The 15,684-nt window shown below is 43.7% G+C and carries 12 protein-coding genes; 8 read left to right on the forward strand and 4 right to left on the reverse strand.

The annotated features are described in order from the left end of the window. Nucleotides 1-19: 19 nt before the first annotated feature. The 3 genes from aceF (at nt 20) to DXX94_RS15050 (ending at nt 3,757) form a co-directional block, all read left to right on the forward strand. Nucleotides 20-1,678, forward strand: coding sequence for a dihydrolipoyllysine-residue acetyltransferase (aceF, locus tag DXX94_RS15040; RefSeq protein WP_116017127.1), 1,659 nt, complete (start codon nt 20-22; stop codon nt 1,676-1,678). Nucleotides 1,679-1,862: 184 nt separating this feature from the next. Further along, on the forward strand, nt 1,863-3,296 hold the full coding sequence (lpdA, locus tag DXX94_RS15045; protein ID WP_116017129.1) for a dihydrolipoyl dehydrogenase: 1,434 nt from the start codon (nt 1,863-1,865) through the stop codon (nt 3,294-3,296). Between the two features lie 128 nt (nt 3,297-3,424). Continuing rightward, on the forward strand, nt 3,425-3,757 hold the full coding sequence (locus DXX94_RS15050) for a hypothetical protein (RefSeq protein ID WP_116017131.1): 333 nt from the start codon (nt 3,425-3,427) through the stop codon (nt 3,755-3,757). Nucleotides 3,758-3,862: 105 nt separating this feature from the next. On the opposite strand, the gene DXX94_RS15055 is transcribed toward DXX94_RS15050, so the two are convergent. After that, nucleotides 3,863-6,676 carry a bifunctional aconitate hydratase 2/2-methylisocitrate dehydratase gene (locus tag DXX94_RS15055; RefSeq protein WP_116017133.1) on the reverse strand — a complete coding sequence of 938 codons (2,814 nt, stop codon included), beginning with the start codon at nt 6,674-6,676 and terminating at the stop codon, nt 3,863-3,865. A gap of 468 nt (nt 6,677-7,144) precedes the next feature. Here DXX94_RS15055 and acnB point away from each other — a divergent pair, with 468 nt between their 5' ends. The 5 genes from acnB (at nt 7,145) to DXX94_RS15075 (ending at nt 12,056) form a co-directional block, all read left to right on the forward strand. Then, nucleotides 7,145-9,748, forward strand: a complete 2,604-nt coding sequence (acnB, locus tag DXX94_RS15060) for a bifunctional aconitate hydratase 2/2-methylisocitrate dehydratase (RefSeq protein WP_116017135.1) — start codon at nt 7,145-7,147, stop codon at nt 9,746-9,748. A gap of 139 nt (nt 9,749-9,887) precedes the next feature. Beyond that, nucleotides 9,888-10,256 carry a LysE family translocator gene (locus DXX94_RS19570; protein WP_258872185.1) on the forward strand — a complete coding sequence of 123 codons (369 nt, stop codon included), beginning with the start codon at nt 9,888-9,890 and terminating at the stop codon, nt 10,254-10,256. 3 nt (nt 10,257-10,259) lie between these two features. After that, nucleotides 10,260-10,499 carry a hypothetical protein gene (locus DXX94_RS19575; protein WP_258872186.1) on the forward strand — a complete coding sequence of 80 codons (240 nt, stop codon included), beginning with the start codon at nt 10,260-10,262 and terminating at the stop codon, nt 10,497-10,499. Between the two features lie 246 nt (nt 10,500-10,745). Continuing rightward, a complete protein-coding gene (locus tag DXX94_RS15070) occupies nt 10,746-11,720 on the forward strand; it encodes an alpha/beta hydrolase (protein ID WP_116017137.1) in 975 nt (324 codons plus the stop codon). Between the two features lie 105 nt (nt 11,721-11,825). Beyond that, nucleotides 11,826-12,056, forward strand: coding sequence for a VF530 family DNA-binding protein (locus tag DXX94_RS15075; protein ID WP_116001239.1), 231 nt, complete (start codon nt 11,826-11,828; stop codon nt 12,054-12,056). Between the two features lie 25 nt (nt 12,057-12,081). Here the strand turns inward: DXX94_RS15075 and DXX94_RS15080 are convergent, their stop codons facing one another. From DXX94_RS15080 to DXX94_RS15090, 3 genes are all read right to left on the reverse strand, one after another. Further along, nucleotides 12,082-13,260, reverse strand: coding sequence for an EAL domain-containing response regulator (locus DXX94_RS15080; protein WP_116017139.1), 1,179 nt, complete (start codon nt 13,258-13,260; stop codon nt 12,082-12,084). Nucleotides 13,261-13,369: 109 nt separating this feature from the next. Continuing rightward, entirely contained in the window at nt 13,370-13,975 is a 606-nt protein-coding gene (locus tag DXX94_RS15085; protein WP_147302298.1) for a hypothetical protein, read from the reverse strand. A 265-nt stretch (nt 13,976-14,240) separates the two neighbouring features. After that, nucleotides 14,241-15,629, reverse strand: a complete 1,389-nt coding sequence (locus DXX94_RS15090) for an O-antigen ligase family protein (protein WP_116017143.1) — start codon at nt 15,627-15,629, stop codon at nt 14,241-14,243. Nucleotides 15,630-15,684 lie beyond the last annotated feature (55 nt).

Below are 15,684 nucleotides of genomic sequence, written 5' to 3' on the forward strand. Positions count from 1 at the left end.
GGGATAGAGGAGAACAACTATGTCTGACGTTCAAAAAATTCTTGTCCCTGATGTTGGTGGCGATGAAGTTGAAGTGATTGAAATTGGCTTTGCTGTTGGCGATATGCTGGAAGCTGAAGATGGTATTGTCACCGTTGAAACTGACAAAGCATCAATGGATATCCCTGCGCCAATGGCAGGCGAGCTTGTCGCACTAACCGTAAATGTTGGCGACAAGATCAAAGAGGGCGATGTCATCGGTGAAATCAAAGTTGCTGGCGAAGCTTCAAGCGAAGCGCCAGCTACTGAGCCTGCTGCGGTAGAAGCTCCTGAGCAAACTGAAGCAGCCGCGCCTCAAGCAGAAGCGGCAGCACCAGCGCCTGGCGGCAGCGAAGTGATTGATGTTGCTGTGCCTGATATCGGCCAAGACGGCGAAGTCGATGTGATTGACGTACTTATCTCTGTGGGTGATGAAGTTGCAGCAGAAGATGGTTTGATCACACTTGAAACTGATAAAGCTACAATGGATGTGCCGTCACCAGAAGCGGGTATCGTTAAAGAAGTATTGGTCAGTACCGGCGACAAAGTAGGCCAAGGTTCACTAGTGATAAAGCTAGAAACCAATAGCGGCGCACCTGCTGCTATTTCACAGCCAGCCGCAGAGCCAAAAGCCGAGCCTGCATCAGCGCCTGTTCCTGAAAAATCAGCAGCGGCACCAAAAGCTGCACCAGTGCCGCATCATCCGCATGCAGGCGACTTTAAATCAACAGGTAAAGTTTATACTTCACCGTCAATTCGCCGTTTAGCACGTGAATTTGGTATTGATTTAATGCTTGTTAAAGGGACTGGTCGCAAAGGTCGTATTTTAAAAGAAGACGTGCAGTCTTACGTAAAATACGAGTTATCTCGCCCGAAAGCTAATGCTGGCAGTTCAGTCGGTAAAGGCGAAGGTGGCTTGCAAGTGATTGCGCAACCTAAAGTTGATTTCAGTAAGTTTGGTGAAGTGGAAGAAGTCGCGTTAACGCGCATTCAGAAAATTTCTGGTCCAAACTTACACCGCAACTGGGTGACTATTCCGCATGTTACTCAGTTTGAAGAAGCTGATATCACAGACGTTGAAGCTTTCCGTAAAGAGCAAAACGTGATTTGTGAAAAGCAGAAAATGGGCTTTAAGATCACGCCGCTTGTGTTCATTATGAAAGCGGTTGCTAATGCTTTAGCGGCATATCCGGTATTCAACTCAAGCTTGAGTGAAGACGGCGAACACCTGATCATGAAGAAATATTTCCACATCGGTGTTGCTGTTGATACGCCTAATGGCTTAGTGGTACCGGTAGTACGCGATGTTGATAAAAAAGGCATTTACGAGCTATCAAAAGAGCTACTAGAAATTAGTGTTAAAGCACGTGAAGGCAAGCTTAAAGCGGCCGATATGCAAGGCAGCTGTTTCACTATTTCAAGCTTAGGTGGTATCGGCGGTACAGCGTTTACACCAATTGTTAACGCGCCAGACGTTGCTATTCTCGGTGTTTCGAAATCTGAGATGAAACCGAAGTGGAATGGCAAAGAGTTTATCCCACGCTTAATGTTGCCATTATCGCTATCGTACGACCATCGTGTGATTGATGGCGCAGTCGCTGCACGCTTTGCCGTACAGCTGTCGTCGGTAATGTCAGACATTCGTAAATTAGTGCTGTAAGCACATTGATTTAAGAGCCTCATTAGAGGCTCTTATTATTTTGCTAAGATATTGATTAATTGATAGCGAAGTGCCTATATTTTCAGTAAACTTCGCGTCATAAATTACAAGAATTTCATTAACGACAGGCAGATAAACAAGCTAGAAATGTCGTTAGTCAACCAAACATAACTTTGAGGTTAGCATGAGCAACGAAATTAAAACTCAGGTAGTAGTTTTAGGTGCCGGACCTGGTGGCTACTCAGCCGCGTTCCGTGCAGCGGACTTAGGTTTAGACGTAGTATTAGTCGAAAGCCGCAAAACATTAGGTGGCGTTTGTTTAAACGTTGGTTGTATCCCATCTAAAGCACTACTTCACGTTGCTAAAGTTATTGACGATGCGGCTGATATGGCTTCTCACGGTGTGAGCTTTGGTAAGCCGGAAATTGATTTAGACAAAATCCGTAGCTGGAAAGACAGCGTAGTTGCGCAGTTAACTGGCGGCTTGGGCGGTATGGCTAAGCAACGTAAAGTAACAACTGTTTACGGATACGGTAAATTCACTTCTGATAAAACTATCGCAGTTGAAACGGAAGAAGGTACGAAAACGATTTCGTTCGACAACGCGATTATCGCCTGTGGCTCTTCAGTGGTTGACCTGCCATTTATTCCAAATGATGATCCACGTGTTATCGACTCGACAGGTGCGTTAGAGCTCAAAGACATTCCAGAAGAGATGTTAGTGCTAGGTGGCGGTATTATCGGCCTAGAAATGGGTACTGTTTACAGCTCATTAGGCGCTAATGTGTCGGTTGTTGAGTTTGCTGATCAGCTAGTACCTGCAGCTGATACTGACATGGTGAAAATCTACACCAAGCACAACAAGAAGCGTTTCAAAGACATCATGCTTTCTACCAAAGTGACTGCGGTTGAAGCAAAAGACGATGGTTTATACGTAACGTTTGAAGGTAAAAACGCACCAGAAGGCCAAGTGCGTTACGACAAGATCTTAGTAGCTGTTGGTCGTAAGCCAAACGGTCACTTAGTTGCAGCTGATCAAGCCGGCGTTAATGTTGATGAGCGCGGCTTTATCAATGTATCTAACGAGCTTCGCACTAACGTCAGCAACATTTTCGCGATTGGTGATGTTGTTGGTCAACCAATGCTTGCCCACAAAGCCGTGCACGAAGCACACGTTGCGGCAGAAGTGATTGCTGGTCAAAAACACGTATTTGAACCACGTTGTATCCCTTCAATTGCTTACACAGATCCAGAAATTGCATGGGTAGGTGTGACTGAAGGTGAAGCGAAAGAGCAAGGCTTAAACATTGAAGTGGCTAACTTCCCATGGGCTGCATCAGGCCGTGCTATTGCATCAGCTCGTACAGAAGGTAAAACCAAGCTGATTTTTGAAAAAGAATCAGGCCGTGTACTTGGTGGTGCGATTGTTGGTATCAATGCTGGTGAAATGTTAGGTGAAATCTGTTTAGCGGTTGAAATGGGCGCTGACGCGGAAGACGTTGCATTAACGATTCACGCTCACCCAACACTAAACGAGTCTATCGGTTTAGCGGCAGAAGTATTTGAAGGTTCAATCACTGACCTACCAAATGCCAAAGCAGTTAAAAAGAAAAAGTAATTAGCTAAGCTTACTTTTACCAAGATGATTAAAGCCAGCGTTTATCGCTGGCTTTTTTGTGCCTAGCTTTTACACTAGGTAAATTACCCTCTTGTAAGGATATCATTTTGAAAGCATTTTATTGTTGCATGAAGCCGGTTTTCGCCTTCTTTATTCTGGCTACAGTTCACAGCCAAGCGAATGCACAGCACCAAAAAGGCCAATTTGAAACTGACTTCGATCACCGCGTGCAGTTTAAACTCGTCAAACAAACCGATAAGCAATATTACTTGGAAGTAGCGCGCTTAGGTGGTGTTTCATTTGAACGCATGAATTTATTTACCACTCGAAAGGCAAAGCGTATTTGTGGCGATATGGGCTATAGCATTAAGTACTTAGAAGGAGTGGAGAGCTTTGACGATCGCAATGCTAAACCTAACTATATCTTCCCTTCATTGACGGTGGAGATTAGCTGTCCGTAAGCCCATTAGCAGGGTTTTATCTAAGCTCTTCTAGACCACAGACAAGAAAAAGGGCTGCTATTAAGCAGCCCTTTTAGTCTCTAGTTTAAAAGCTATGCTAGCTGATTAGCTCGGATCAGCAATCTTAACTGCAACTGCACCAGAAGCTGGTGTTGTCATCGCTTCAGTAGGTGGCGCGAAACGTGTTAGGTCGATACCTTCTACAGCCGCTGTGTACTCATCCATAGTCGGGAAACGACCTAAGATAGTTGAAAGTACTACTAGTGGTGTTGAACCTAGTAACGATTCACCTTTCTTCTCTGCGCTGTCTGCTACTACGCGACCTTGGAATAGGCGAGTAGAAGTAGCGATTACCGTGTCACCTGGTTCTGCTTTTTCTTGGTTACCCATACATAAGTTACAGCCTGGGCGCTCTAGGTATAAGATGTTTTCATAGCTCTTACGTGCTTCACCTTTCGGATTTTCATCGTCAAATACGAAGCCAGAGTACTTAGCTAAGATATCCCAATCACCTTCAGCTTTTAACTCATCAACGATGTTGTACGTTGGTGGAGCAACAACAAGTGGTGCATTGAATTCAATTGAACCGTTTTGCTTCTCTAAGTTACGGAACATCTGCGCGATAATTTGCATATCACCTTTGTGAACCATACAAGAACCAACAAAGCCTAAATCAACTGGGCGATCGTTATAGAATGAAACTGGGCGAATCACATCGTGCGTGTAACGCTTAGAAACGTCTTCGTTGTTAACGTCTGGATCAGCAATCATTGGTTCAACGATTGTGTCTAAATCTACAACAACTTCTGCGTAGTACTTAGCGTTTTCATCTGGTGCTAGCGCAGGTGTTTCGCCAGACTTAATACCAGCGATACGCTCATCAGCCAACTTGATAAGACCAGCTAATGTTTGCGCTTCGTTATCCATACCTTTGTCGATCATGATTTGGATACGGCTCTTCGCAAGCTCGATAGACTCAATTAATGTTTCATCGTTTGAGATACAAACAGATGCTTTTGCCTTCATTTCAGCTGTCCAGTCAGTGAACGTGAACGCTTGGTCTGCTAATAAAGTACCAATGTGTACTTCGATTACGCGACCTTGGAATACGTTTTCACCTTCGAACTGCTTAAGCATTTGTGCTTGCGTAGCGTGAACGATGTCACGGAAGTCCATGTGATCAGCCATTTTACCTTTGAAGGTAACTTTTACTGATTCTGGAATTGGCATTGCAGACTCACCTGTGGCAAGTGCAATCGCTACTGTACCTGAGTCAGCACCGAATGCTACACCTTTAGACATACGCGTATGTGAGTCACCGCCTATGATGATAGCGCGATCGTCAACAGTAATGTCGTTCAATACTTTGTGAATAACGTCAGTCATTGAGTGGTAAACGCCTTTCGGGTCACGGGCTGTGATTACACCGAATGCGTTCATAAACGCCATTAACTTAGGCGTGTTAGCTTTTGCTTTGCTGTCCCATACTGATGCCGTGTGACAACCTGATTGGAATGCACCGTCAACAAGTGGAGAAATTGTAGAAGCAGCCATCGCTTCTAATTCCTGACATGTCATAGGACCTGTCGTATCTTGAGAACCTACGATGTTTACTTTCACACGTACGTTAGAACCAGCGTGTAATGGTGCATCAGATGCAACACCTACCGCGTTACGGTTGAAGATTTTCTCAACAGCCGTTAAGCCTTGACCTTCGTGAGATATTTCTTTTGCCGCTGCGTATACAACAGGTGCATCTACACCTAACGCTTGGGCAGCGAACGTTTGTAACTTCTTACCAAAAGTCACTGCGTAAGAACCACCCGCTTTCATGAACTCTTGCTTTTGTGGTGTGAATGCAGAAGCAACGTCAGCAACTTCTTCGCTGCCGCTGAATAATTTCTTAGCTCTAGTATCGATAGTCAGCACTGTACCTGTAGCGACAGAGTAGGCCTCTTCTAATACTGGGTCGCCATTTGCGTCAGTAACCGTGTTACCGTCAGCGCCTACTTTCTTCACCCAGTTCTTAAGGTCAAGACCAATACCACCAGTTACATCAACTGTTGTTAAGAAAATTGGTGCAATACCGTTAGTACCTGCAACTACTGGTGCAATGTTGATAAACGGTACGTATGGAGAAGCTTGCTCACCCGCCCAAAGTGCTACGTTGTTTACACCAGACATACGTGATGAGCCAACACCCATAGTGCCTTTTTCAGCAACTAGCATGACTTTTTTACCAGGGTGCTCTTTTTGAAGTGCAACGATTTCTTGTTGTGCTTCAGGCGTAATCATACATTGGCCGTGTAATTCACGGTCAGCGCGTGAGTGAGATTGGTGACCAGGCGATAGTAAGTCGGTAGAGATATCACCAACACCAGCTACGTAGGTTACTACGTCAATTTTCTCTGAAACTTCAGGTAATTTTGTGAAGAATTCAGCTTTTGCGTAGCTTTCTAAAATGTCTTTAGCTACTGCGTTACCTGCCTTGTTTGCATCAGCTAAACGAGCCGTGTCAGCGTCGTATAAGAATACTTGTGTTTTTAATACGTCTGCCGCTGGCGCAGAAACTGAAGCATCGTCACCTAATGCAAGGTCAAGAAGTACTTCAATTGAAGGACCACCTTTCATGTGCGAAAGTAGTTCGAATGCGAACTCAGGTGTGATCTCGGCAACGGTTACTTGACTTAGGATGATTTCTTTTAGGAATTTTGCTTTGGTACCTGCAGCACTGGTTGTGCCCGGTAGCGTGTTGTAGATGAAGAAGTTTAATGATTCTTCACGGTGTGCATTATCTTGATCTTTAATCTGTTCGATAATTTCCGCTAATAGCTCAGCGCTATCAATTGGCTTAGGTGCAAGACCAAGCTCTTCTTTACGGCTTTTGATTTCCGCTAAATATTCTGAATACAAGCTCATGTGATACTCACTTTGATTAAAAAATGCTAATTGACGGGTATTAGTATGATTATTTCGGACGGTATTTTACCTGATTTTTTGGCGACGAGTAATCATTTGCTGAAATAAGTGGCATTTATATGATTTATGAGAGTTAGAAATTTTAATTATAGTAGTTATGAGGGCTGCTAAATATGGCTTTAAGTATTTGCCAAATAGACAGAGTCAGGTAATAAGTGACGCCAATTAGTCAATTGTCGCAGAGTTCATTCGCAAGCTTACATTTACTTATACCAAAGTCTAATTCATTGGAGCTTGGTTATATTTTAGGTTTATAGGATGTTGATAATTTGTCTTCTGACTTTAGCGTTTAAGTAGCTATCAACTAAACTCAGCAGAGATAAATCATAAAAGATACCTAGCACTCAAACGCCTCTTCGATTGGCGTATTTATTAGAACTAGGTTGCGCCAAGCGAGAGGGGAATATTGTGCTTGAAGAATATCGCAATCACGTGGCAGAACGCGCTGCACAAGGGGTTACTCCGAAACCATTAGATGCAGAACAAACGGCAGTATTAATTGAGTTAGTTAAAACACCTCCTGAAGGCAAAGAGGCTTTTTTAGTCGACCTCTTGTCTAATCGTATACCTCCAGGCGTTGATGAAGCCGCCTATGTTAAAGCGAGCTTTTTGGCAGCCGTAGCGAAAGGCGAAACACATTCACCAATCATTTCTGCAGAGCATGCCACTGAATTATTGGGCACTATGCTAGGTGGGTACAACATTCAGCCGATGATTGACCTACTTGACGATCATAAACTGTCAGAGATAGCCGCTGCTGGGTTGAAGAAAACCCTGCTAATGTTTGATGCTTTTTTTGACGTGAAAGAGAAAGCAGAATCGGGCAATCAAGCCGCAGAAGCGGTGATGCAATCATGGGCCGCAGGCGAGTGGTTTACGTCAAAGCCAGCTGTTGCAGAAAAAATCACAGTAAAAGTGTTTAAAGTGACTGGTGAAACCAATACCGACGATCTGTCCCCTGCGCCAGATGCTTGGTCGCGCCCTGATATTCCTGTTCATGCCAAGGCCATGCTGAAAATGGCACGTGATGGTATTACTCCAGATGAACCGGGGACTACTGGCCCCATCAGACAAATTGAAGCAATGCTGAAAGACGGCATACCGCTAGCCTATGTCGGTGATGTCGTCGGTACTGGTTCATCGCGTAAATCAGCCACAAATTCTGTGCTTTGGTTTATGGGAGAAGATATTCCTTATGTGCCGAACAAGCGCACTGGTGGCGTGTGTTTGGGCGGTAAAATTGCGCCAATTTTTTACAATACTATGGAAGATTCTGGCGCATTGCCAATCGAGTTAGATGTTCAGAAAATGCATATGGGTGATGTGATTGATATTTACCCCTACGAAGGCGTTGTCAAAAATAGCACAGGCGAGATTATCGCGGAGTTTGAACTCAGTCCCGTATTGCTTGATGAAGTGCGAGCAGGCGGCCGCATTCCGTTGATTATTGGACGAGGGTTAACCAATCGCGCTCGCGAAGCACTGGGTTTAGGTGACATTGACTTGTTCGCAAAGCCGATAGACGCGGCAACATCAAGCAAAGGTTTTACGTTAGCACAGAAAATGGTGGGCAAAGCCTGTGGTGTACAAGGGGTAAGAGCTGGCCAATATTGCGAGCCGAGAATGACAACCGTTGGCTCGCAAGATACTACAGGGCCAATGACGCGCGACGAGTTAAAGGATCTCGCCTGTTTAGGCTTCTCGGCCGGCCTTACCATGCAGTCATTTTGTCACACCTCTGCTTATCCTAAACCTGTCGATGTGCACACTCATCATACCTTACCTGACTTTATGATGAACCGCGGAGGTGTGTCGCTGCGTCCAGGTGACGGCGTGATCCATTCTTGGCTAAATCGTATGCTGTTGCCCGATACCGTTGGCACGGGTGGCGACTCTCACACGCGTTTTCCGCTTGGCATTTCATTTCCAGCAGGCTCTGGTTTAGTGGCTTTTGCGGCTGCGACTGGGGTAATGCCACTAGATATGCCAGAGTCTGTATTAGTGCGTTTTAAAGGTAAAATGCAACCGGGTATTACCTTGCGTGACTTAGTACACGCTATTCCTTATTTCGGTATTAAAGCGGGTCTGCTAACGGTAGAAAAAGCCGGAAAAGTCAACGAATTTTCTGGCCGTATTTTGGAGATTGAGGGCTTAACTGGGTTAACGGTAGAGCAAGCCTTTGAGCTTTCCGATGCCTCGGCTGAGCGCTCCTCGGCAGGCTGCACTATTAAGCTGGAAGAAGAAGCAGTTAAGGAGTATCTAGCGTCTAATATCGTTATGCTCAAATGGATGATTAGCGAGGGCTATGGTGATGTACGCACTATAGAGCGAAGAATAAGCGATATGGAAGGTTGGCTAGCGAGTCCATCACTGATGAGTGCCGACAGCGATGCCGAATACGCCCATATTTTGGAGATAGACTTAACTGAAATTACTGAACCGATTGTCTGCTGCCCAAATGACCCCGACGATGCCAAGCGCCTGTCAGAGGTAGCGGGTGACAGTGTTGATGAAGTGTTTATTGGCTCTTGTATGACCAATATTGGTCATTTTCGCGCAGCAGGTAAGCTACTCGATAGCTATATGAGTGCTACGGGGGGCGTTTTAAGTACCAGAATGTGGGTAGCACCTCCTACGAAAATGGACCGCGATCAACTGACCGAAGAGGGTTACTATTCTATTTATGGTAAAGCAGGTGTTCGCATTGAAACGCCTGGCTGCTCGCTGTGTATGGGCAACCAAGCACGCGTTGCTGATAACGCGACAGTATTGTCAACTTCAACCCGCAACTTTCCTAACCGTTTAGGCACAGGCGCTAATGTTTACCTTACCTCCGCTGAGCTTGCTGCGGTTGGCGCGATTTTGGGTAAATTGCCCACTCCTGCTGAGTACTTTGAGTATGCTAGGCAAATAGACGCTACGGCGGCAGACACCTTTCGTTACTTAAACTTTCATCAGATGGAGCGCTACACCGAAAAAGCACAGTCGGTTATTTTGCAAGTAACGGCATAGAAAACTGAATCAACGTAGTTTATGAACAACTTCGATGACAACTGTGTAAGTTGAATTTTGTTTTATTTGTATATGTAAGGTTTCACTGTTTTAAGTAAAGATAGCTCTATTCGGACATTAAGTGAACAGGGCTAATCATATGGAAATTTTTGCATTGATACTCTTTGTCTTATCTACGTCAGGAACACCCGGTCCAAACAATATCATGCTGCTAAGTTCTGGACTGAATTTTGGCATCAAAAATACGGTGCCGCATATGCTAGGCATCAATTTAGGCTTTCCATTAATGATTGTCGGCGTCGGTATTGGCTTGCTTTCGCTATTTCAGGCCTTACCTTCATTGTTTATGGCGATGAAGTTGCTAGGGGCAAGTTACCTTATTTATTTGGCTTATAAAATTGCGACGACGCCAGTGACTGCCGAAGCCCAGTCACAAAGCCACTTACAAGCCAAGCCTTTATCTTTTATACAAGCTGCGGCTTTTCAATGGGTGAATCCTAAAGCTTAGATAATGGCGGTATCAGCGATAGTGACTTTCTCATCAGTGGAAAGCTCTACCATTGATAACCTCACGGTTATTGCCTCAATTTACTTTTTGTTCGGACTACCTTGTTCTTTTACTTGGATGGCCGCTGGTGCGGGCTTGAAAGATATTTTGCAAAAACCTTTGTTTATCGCTTGGTTTAATCGAGTGATGGCGAGTTTGCTGGTTGTTTCACTTATTCCAATGTTTAGGGCTGAGTTGGGATAAATTAAAGGATTTAATAACTACAGATAAATTGCTAGCTCGGTTTGTGAGCTTTCGGGGCAGCATTAGTGCTTGGTTTGACAAATCAGCAGCACTCTCTAGGCTTTGAAGTGTAGTACACCAAGAATAAGAAAATTAGGGATAGTCTAATTTAGAAAGGGAAGTTGAGTCTTCCTGACGTATCTAGCAGTAGTTAGCTTATTTTCACATTCTGCGACTTCACTGTTAATTGAGCACAAGGTGACTAATATGCTATTTGCAACTAACCGCACACCGAAAGAATCACAACGAAGTAAGCGTAATCGAAAAATATCGTTTCCAGTGCAGAAGACTAGAGCCAGTCTTGATATGTATTTCTGCGAGCGAAATGGCGTTGATGATTATACCGAAATTGGTAGCCCTGCATTTTTCGAACGTCTGAAAAACCTACCAAATAATACACAAGTGTTGCTTTATATCCACGGCTTTAATAATACTGCTGAGCCAGACATCTTTCCTAATGCCGAGGAGTTGCAACGGCTTATTGATCAGGAAAGAGGTTCTAATTTTGCTCATGTGGTGCCACTAATGTGGCCGTGTGACGACGATTCTCCCGCAGCGTTTATCGATGATTACTGGGATGATCAAAAGGCCGCTGATGCCAGTGGTATAGCATTTGCTCGCATGCTGACTAAATTCGATAACTGGCGTAAAGCCGAAGCTACCAAGCCTAATCCTTGTACGCGTCGAATCAACATCTTGGCGCATTCAATGGGGAATAGAGTGCTACGCAATGCTATCGCAACCTGGGGTAAGCATGATCATACGGGGCAAGTACCACAAATTTTTCGCAATATTTTTATGGTGGCTGCTGATGTTATAAATCATTGCTTGGAGCCGGGTGAGGCGGCTGAATTGGTGCCCTATGCCTGCCGAAACCTAGTGGTTTATTACGCCAACGACGATTTAGCAATGCCGGCGAGCAAGCTGGCCAACTTGAAAAATAAAACGGTATCACGGCGGCTTGGCATGACAGGCCCGGAAAATATGGAAGTATTGCCGAAAAACGTTTTCGAGGTTGATTGCGACGATTTTAATAACACCTTTGATAAACCCAAAGGGCATTCTTATTTTCTTGCCGTCAATGGTAAAACCAGCCCTGCTTTACTGCACATGCTAGCTGCGATGGAAAAAGGGCGAGTAACGCCAAATGAGCGCAGTCAAGAGCTTGAATACGATCGATAAATATCAGTCCAGCAACCGAAGGCTAACATGGTATGATAACGCTTTACTTTCGACACTCTACTTTCGGTTGCTACTTTTAGCAGCGCAAAACTTTGGCAGTAACGTATGAATCATCAACCTAATAACCCATTGCATGGTAAAAAACTGGAAAGCATCATCAACGAGCTAGTCGCTGAAATCGGCTGGGAAGCAATGGGGCAAAACGTGGATATTCGCTGTTTTACTAACGACCCTTCGGTTAAATCTAGCTTGAAGTTTTTACGCAAAACGCCTTGGGCGCGAGCCAAGGTTGAAGAAATGTATATTAATGTATTTCATGGGTTTCAATGGAAGTAACGGCTATTTGAATAGAAACGTTAGTTTACCACTGCTCTGCCCAGCGGATAAGATCGTTAACGGCCATTGGCTTTGCGATGGCATAACCTTGCGCAAAGTTACAGCCTAAATGTTGAAGCTCATGAAGTGTTTCAAGGTTTTCGACACCTTCTGCAACAATATTCATGTTCAACATTTTACCTAACATGATGCAGATCTTAACAATGATCATCGCCTCTTCATCAAACAGCATGCTAGAAACGAACTGACGATCAATTTTCAGCTCAGTAAATGGCGCTTGATAAAGCTGCTGAAGTGATGAATACCCCGTACCAAAATCATCTATGGATAGGTGAAAGCCTTTCATTCGTAAACGATTTAGCACATCTAACGACGACGTTAACTCACCCATAACCGCACTTTCAGTCAGTTCCAGCGTTAAATTATGAGGCGCTAGGTGATTTTTGTCGGTTAGCGCTTTTAATTGCTCTGGTAAGCTCAAAGCGATGATATTGTCTGCCGAAACATTTATAGACAAAGACACTTCTAAGCTCGATTGAATAACAGCGCTACTTTCTTTAACCGAAATGTTTAGAATTTCTTGCGTCATCAGCTCAATTAAATTGTGCTTTTCTACAACGCTAATAAACTGATCTGGGTAGACAAGTCCATCTTTTGGGTGTTGCCACCTTACTAGCGCTTCAACGCTGTTGATTTTGTTTGTCGTTAGGCATATCTGTGGCTGGTAGTGTAATACGAACTCATGATTTCTGAGCCCTGCTTCTATCTCTTCAGGTGAGTATTGCTGTTTTACGGTTTTAGGATATTTGGGCTGATTAAGGCTAACAGACACTCGATTGAGGAGCTCGATAAAGCTTTGCATTTCAATCGGTTTAGTTAATGTTGCTAATACTTCAATATCATGCGCTTTGGCTAATTGTTCGGCAGAGTGCAGTACTTTTTTATCAAAGCCGCTCACTAAGATCAATGGGCGGCGGTGCCCGCGATCGGCGAGCATGCGAATAACCTCTATGCCATCGAAATCGGGCATAAATAGATCAAGTACAAGCGCATCGCATGTAGGAAACTCTTGCGTGAGAAAACTGACAACGTTCGTTTCAAAATCGGCTTGCCAATTGGCTTGTTCGGCAAACTCTTTTAACAATTCTGCATACTGCTCATTGTCGTCCAGAATAAATAGAGCAGCCTTATTGTTATCGTGCACAACAGCTTCTAATCTAATCCATGATGCAATAAAAGCTAGCAGTAAAACCTTATGTTTTCAAATGATTAAATTTTGCTTGACGCCAAAGTCATTGATTACATTAAAAGTCTTAACGTGAAGCAGGGAAGTGCTTTTCTCTGACTTTCTTCATATGTTCGCTAAACATTCGCTGCATCTTTGTTGTACCACAACGCGCCCATGACTTTGCTGTTACGCCTTCAATGCCGACTTTGCTGAGGTCTTCAGTGATGATACATGTACCATCGTCTGTTTTTGTCATTGAAAGTGAATTATCGAGTTGTTGTGTGCTTCTTGCTCGAACTTGCTCTTGAGTAAGTGGCACCACAGATTTTGGAACTGATGTGGGGTTCGGGTGCATGCTTGAAAGTGAACGGTGTTGAAAGTGTTCAGCCAATTCACTTTCTACTATGGCCGCATCTATGCTCTTACGCATATTCTCAAGCTGCTTCATAGGGTTAATTGGAATAGACTGGTTGCTTTGTGCTGATGTTAATACTCGGCCATCAGTCAGTTGTTGATGAGGAGAAGCTTGAGGCTCTTCTGCAATTAAATTTGTTTCATCTATTTTTGATAAACTATCGTGATTGCTTTGCTTATTTTGATGAAGTGACACTGTTACATCTTGGTTATTGTCCGTTGCTTTAACTTCGGCTTCGGCCTGCGATTTTTCTAAAACTTCGTTTACTCGCTCCACAACCTGCTTTGACTCTAACGCAACGGGCTTTGATTTGGGCAGAGTATATAAGTAACTTTTAACTGGTTTTGCTGATTCGGTTGTCGGACGAATGAGATGAACTTTTTGCGTCGAGTATATCAGCGAAGCAATAATTGCAAAGTGCGCAATTATTGACAGAATTAGTGCCTTGCTACGTCCTTGTACCACATTGAATAACTTTTTAACCAACCTGCTTAATAGAGTTGGTTCACATTAATAAGTTCCAGAAAAGCTGATTATTTCTCTAATTATGCGAGGAGTGGAGCTTTGTGCGTTGCCCGATATTTCTCGACTGCCATGCTAATGTCAAAATAATTACAAAATAAGCGGTATTGGCTGGTGCTTGTAAATTAAAGTCGACGCTAATATGAATCAACATGCCAATAATGGCAGTCATGCAACCAAAGGCAACGCCTTTCATTAACGCGTGATTACGTTGTCGCATAGCTTGCATACATTGCCATAGACTCATTAGCACAGTAATACCGAGCAGCAAGGTGGCAGGAATGCCAAATTCTAGTGAAAATTGAAGGTAGTCATTATGTGCATGATCGTAAAAGCTTGTTACTTTTTCCCCTTGCACCATAGGAAACACGGTATAGAAACTTCCTGCGCCATACCCGACAATCGGCCTTTCTTTAAGTAATGTTAGTCCATAAATATTAACTTCATCTCGGCTTTCCTGAGCGAAGCTAGTGCTTTCAATATGAGCTTTAACTTTATCCACACCAAACCAAGCGCCAAGTATAAAAGTATCGATAAGAAATAAACTGACGAGCAATATAGAAAGGCTCGGTGTTCGATTCTTAAAATAAATCAATGCGTAGAGCCCAGTAATGGTTAATGCAACGAAAAATGCTGCATTACCCATGCGAGAGCGAGATGCAACAAGACCAATAACAAGTATTGCAAGAGCAATTCTAACAACAGCTTTGCCTTTTATCATGGCTGATAAAAAGCTTTTTAAGCGCTGTTTCACTGAGGCACCGCTATTTTTAGACAAATTAGCAACGAGTAGGCCTACGCTTGTCGCTGTGGTTAACAATAAGAAGTTTGCAAAGTGGTTTTTATAGTAAAAAGAGCCCGTAGCATAGTGGCTAATGTGTTGCTCAAATACTAGCGATTCTTCGAGTCCTGCGTAGATACTAATAACGCCATAACAGGCTTGAAACAAGCCGGAGGCTAGCATGACTTTAAGTAAAAGCCTGATATGTTTTTCAGTGTTAATCAGTATTATTGTTAACACCATAATGCATAGATAAGACATTCCTTTGATCAGGCTTGAAAAACCTTGGCTTGGATCTAATGAAATGATATTGGCATTGGAACTAAGCTCCCCTAAGAGATCCCCGTTACTGCTTATTGCAAATGGCATAGGCACTAATTGTACTAGCGTCCATACCTGAAATAGCATGATTGGCAATAATAATAGCTTATAGGGTTTTAAACTTTCCCAAAGGTGAGTTTTAGAATTCTTCGATAGTGCAGTTGCCAGTAGCAATCCGGCAAGTGTGATAAACGATACCACAGCCATGATTGCCCATGCCCATGGTCGATTGGAGCCAAGCGGTATTGGCAGCCAAAACACTAAAGTTAAAAAAATGTATAGGCAAAAAGAATGGACATTAGCCATGCTAGAGTAATCTTTTATTTATTGAGGGCATTAAAAAAGGCCCAGTTTAGGGCCT

Origin of the sequence: Thalassotalea euphylliae, assembly GCF_003390375.1 — a bacterium.
Taxonomy (GTDB): Bacteria; Pseudomonadota; Gammaproteobacteria; order Enterobacterales; family Alteromonadaceae; genus Thalassotalea_F; species Thalassotalea_F euphylliae_A.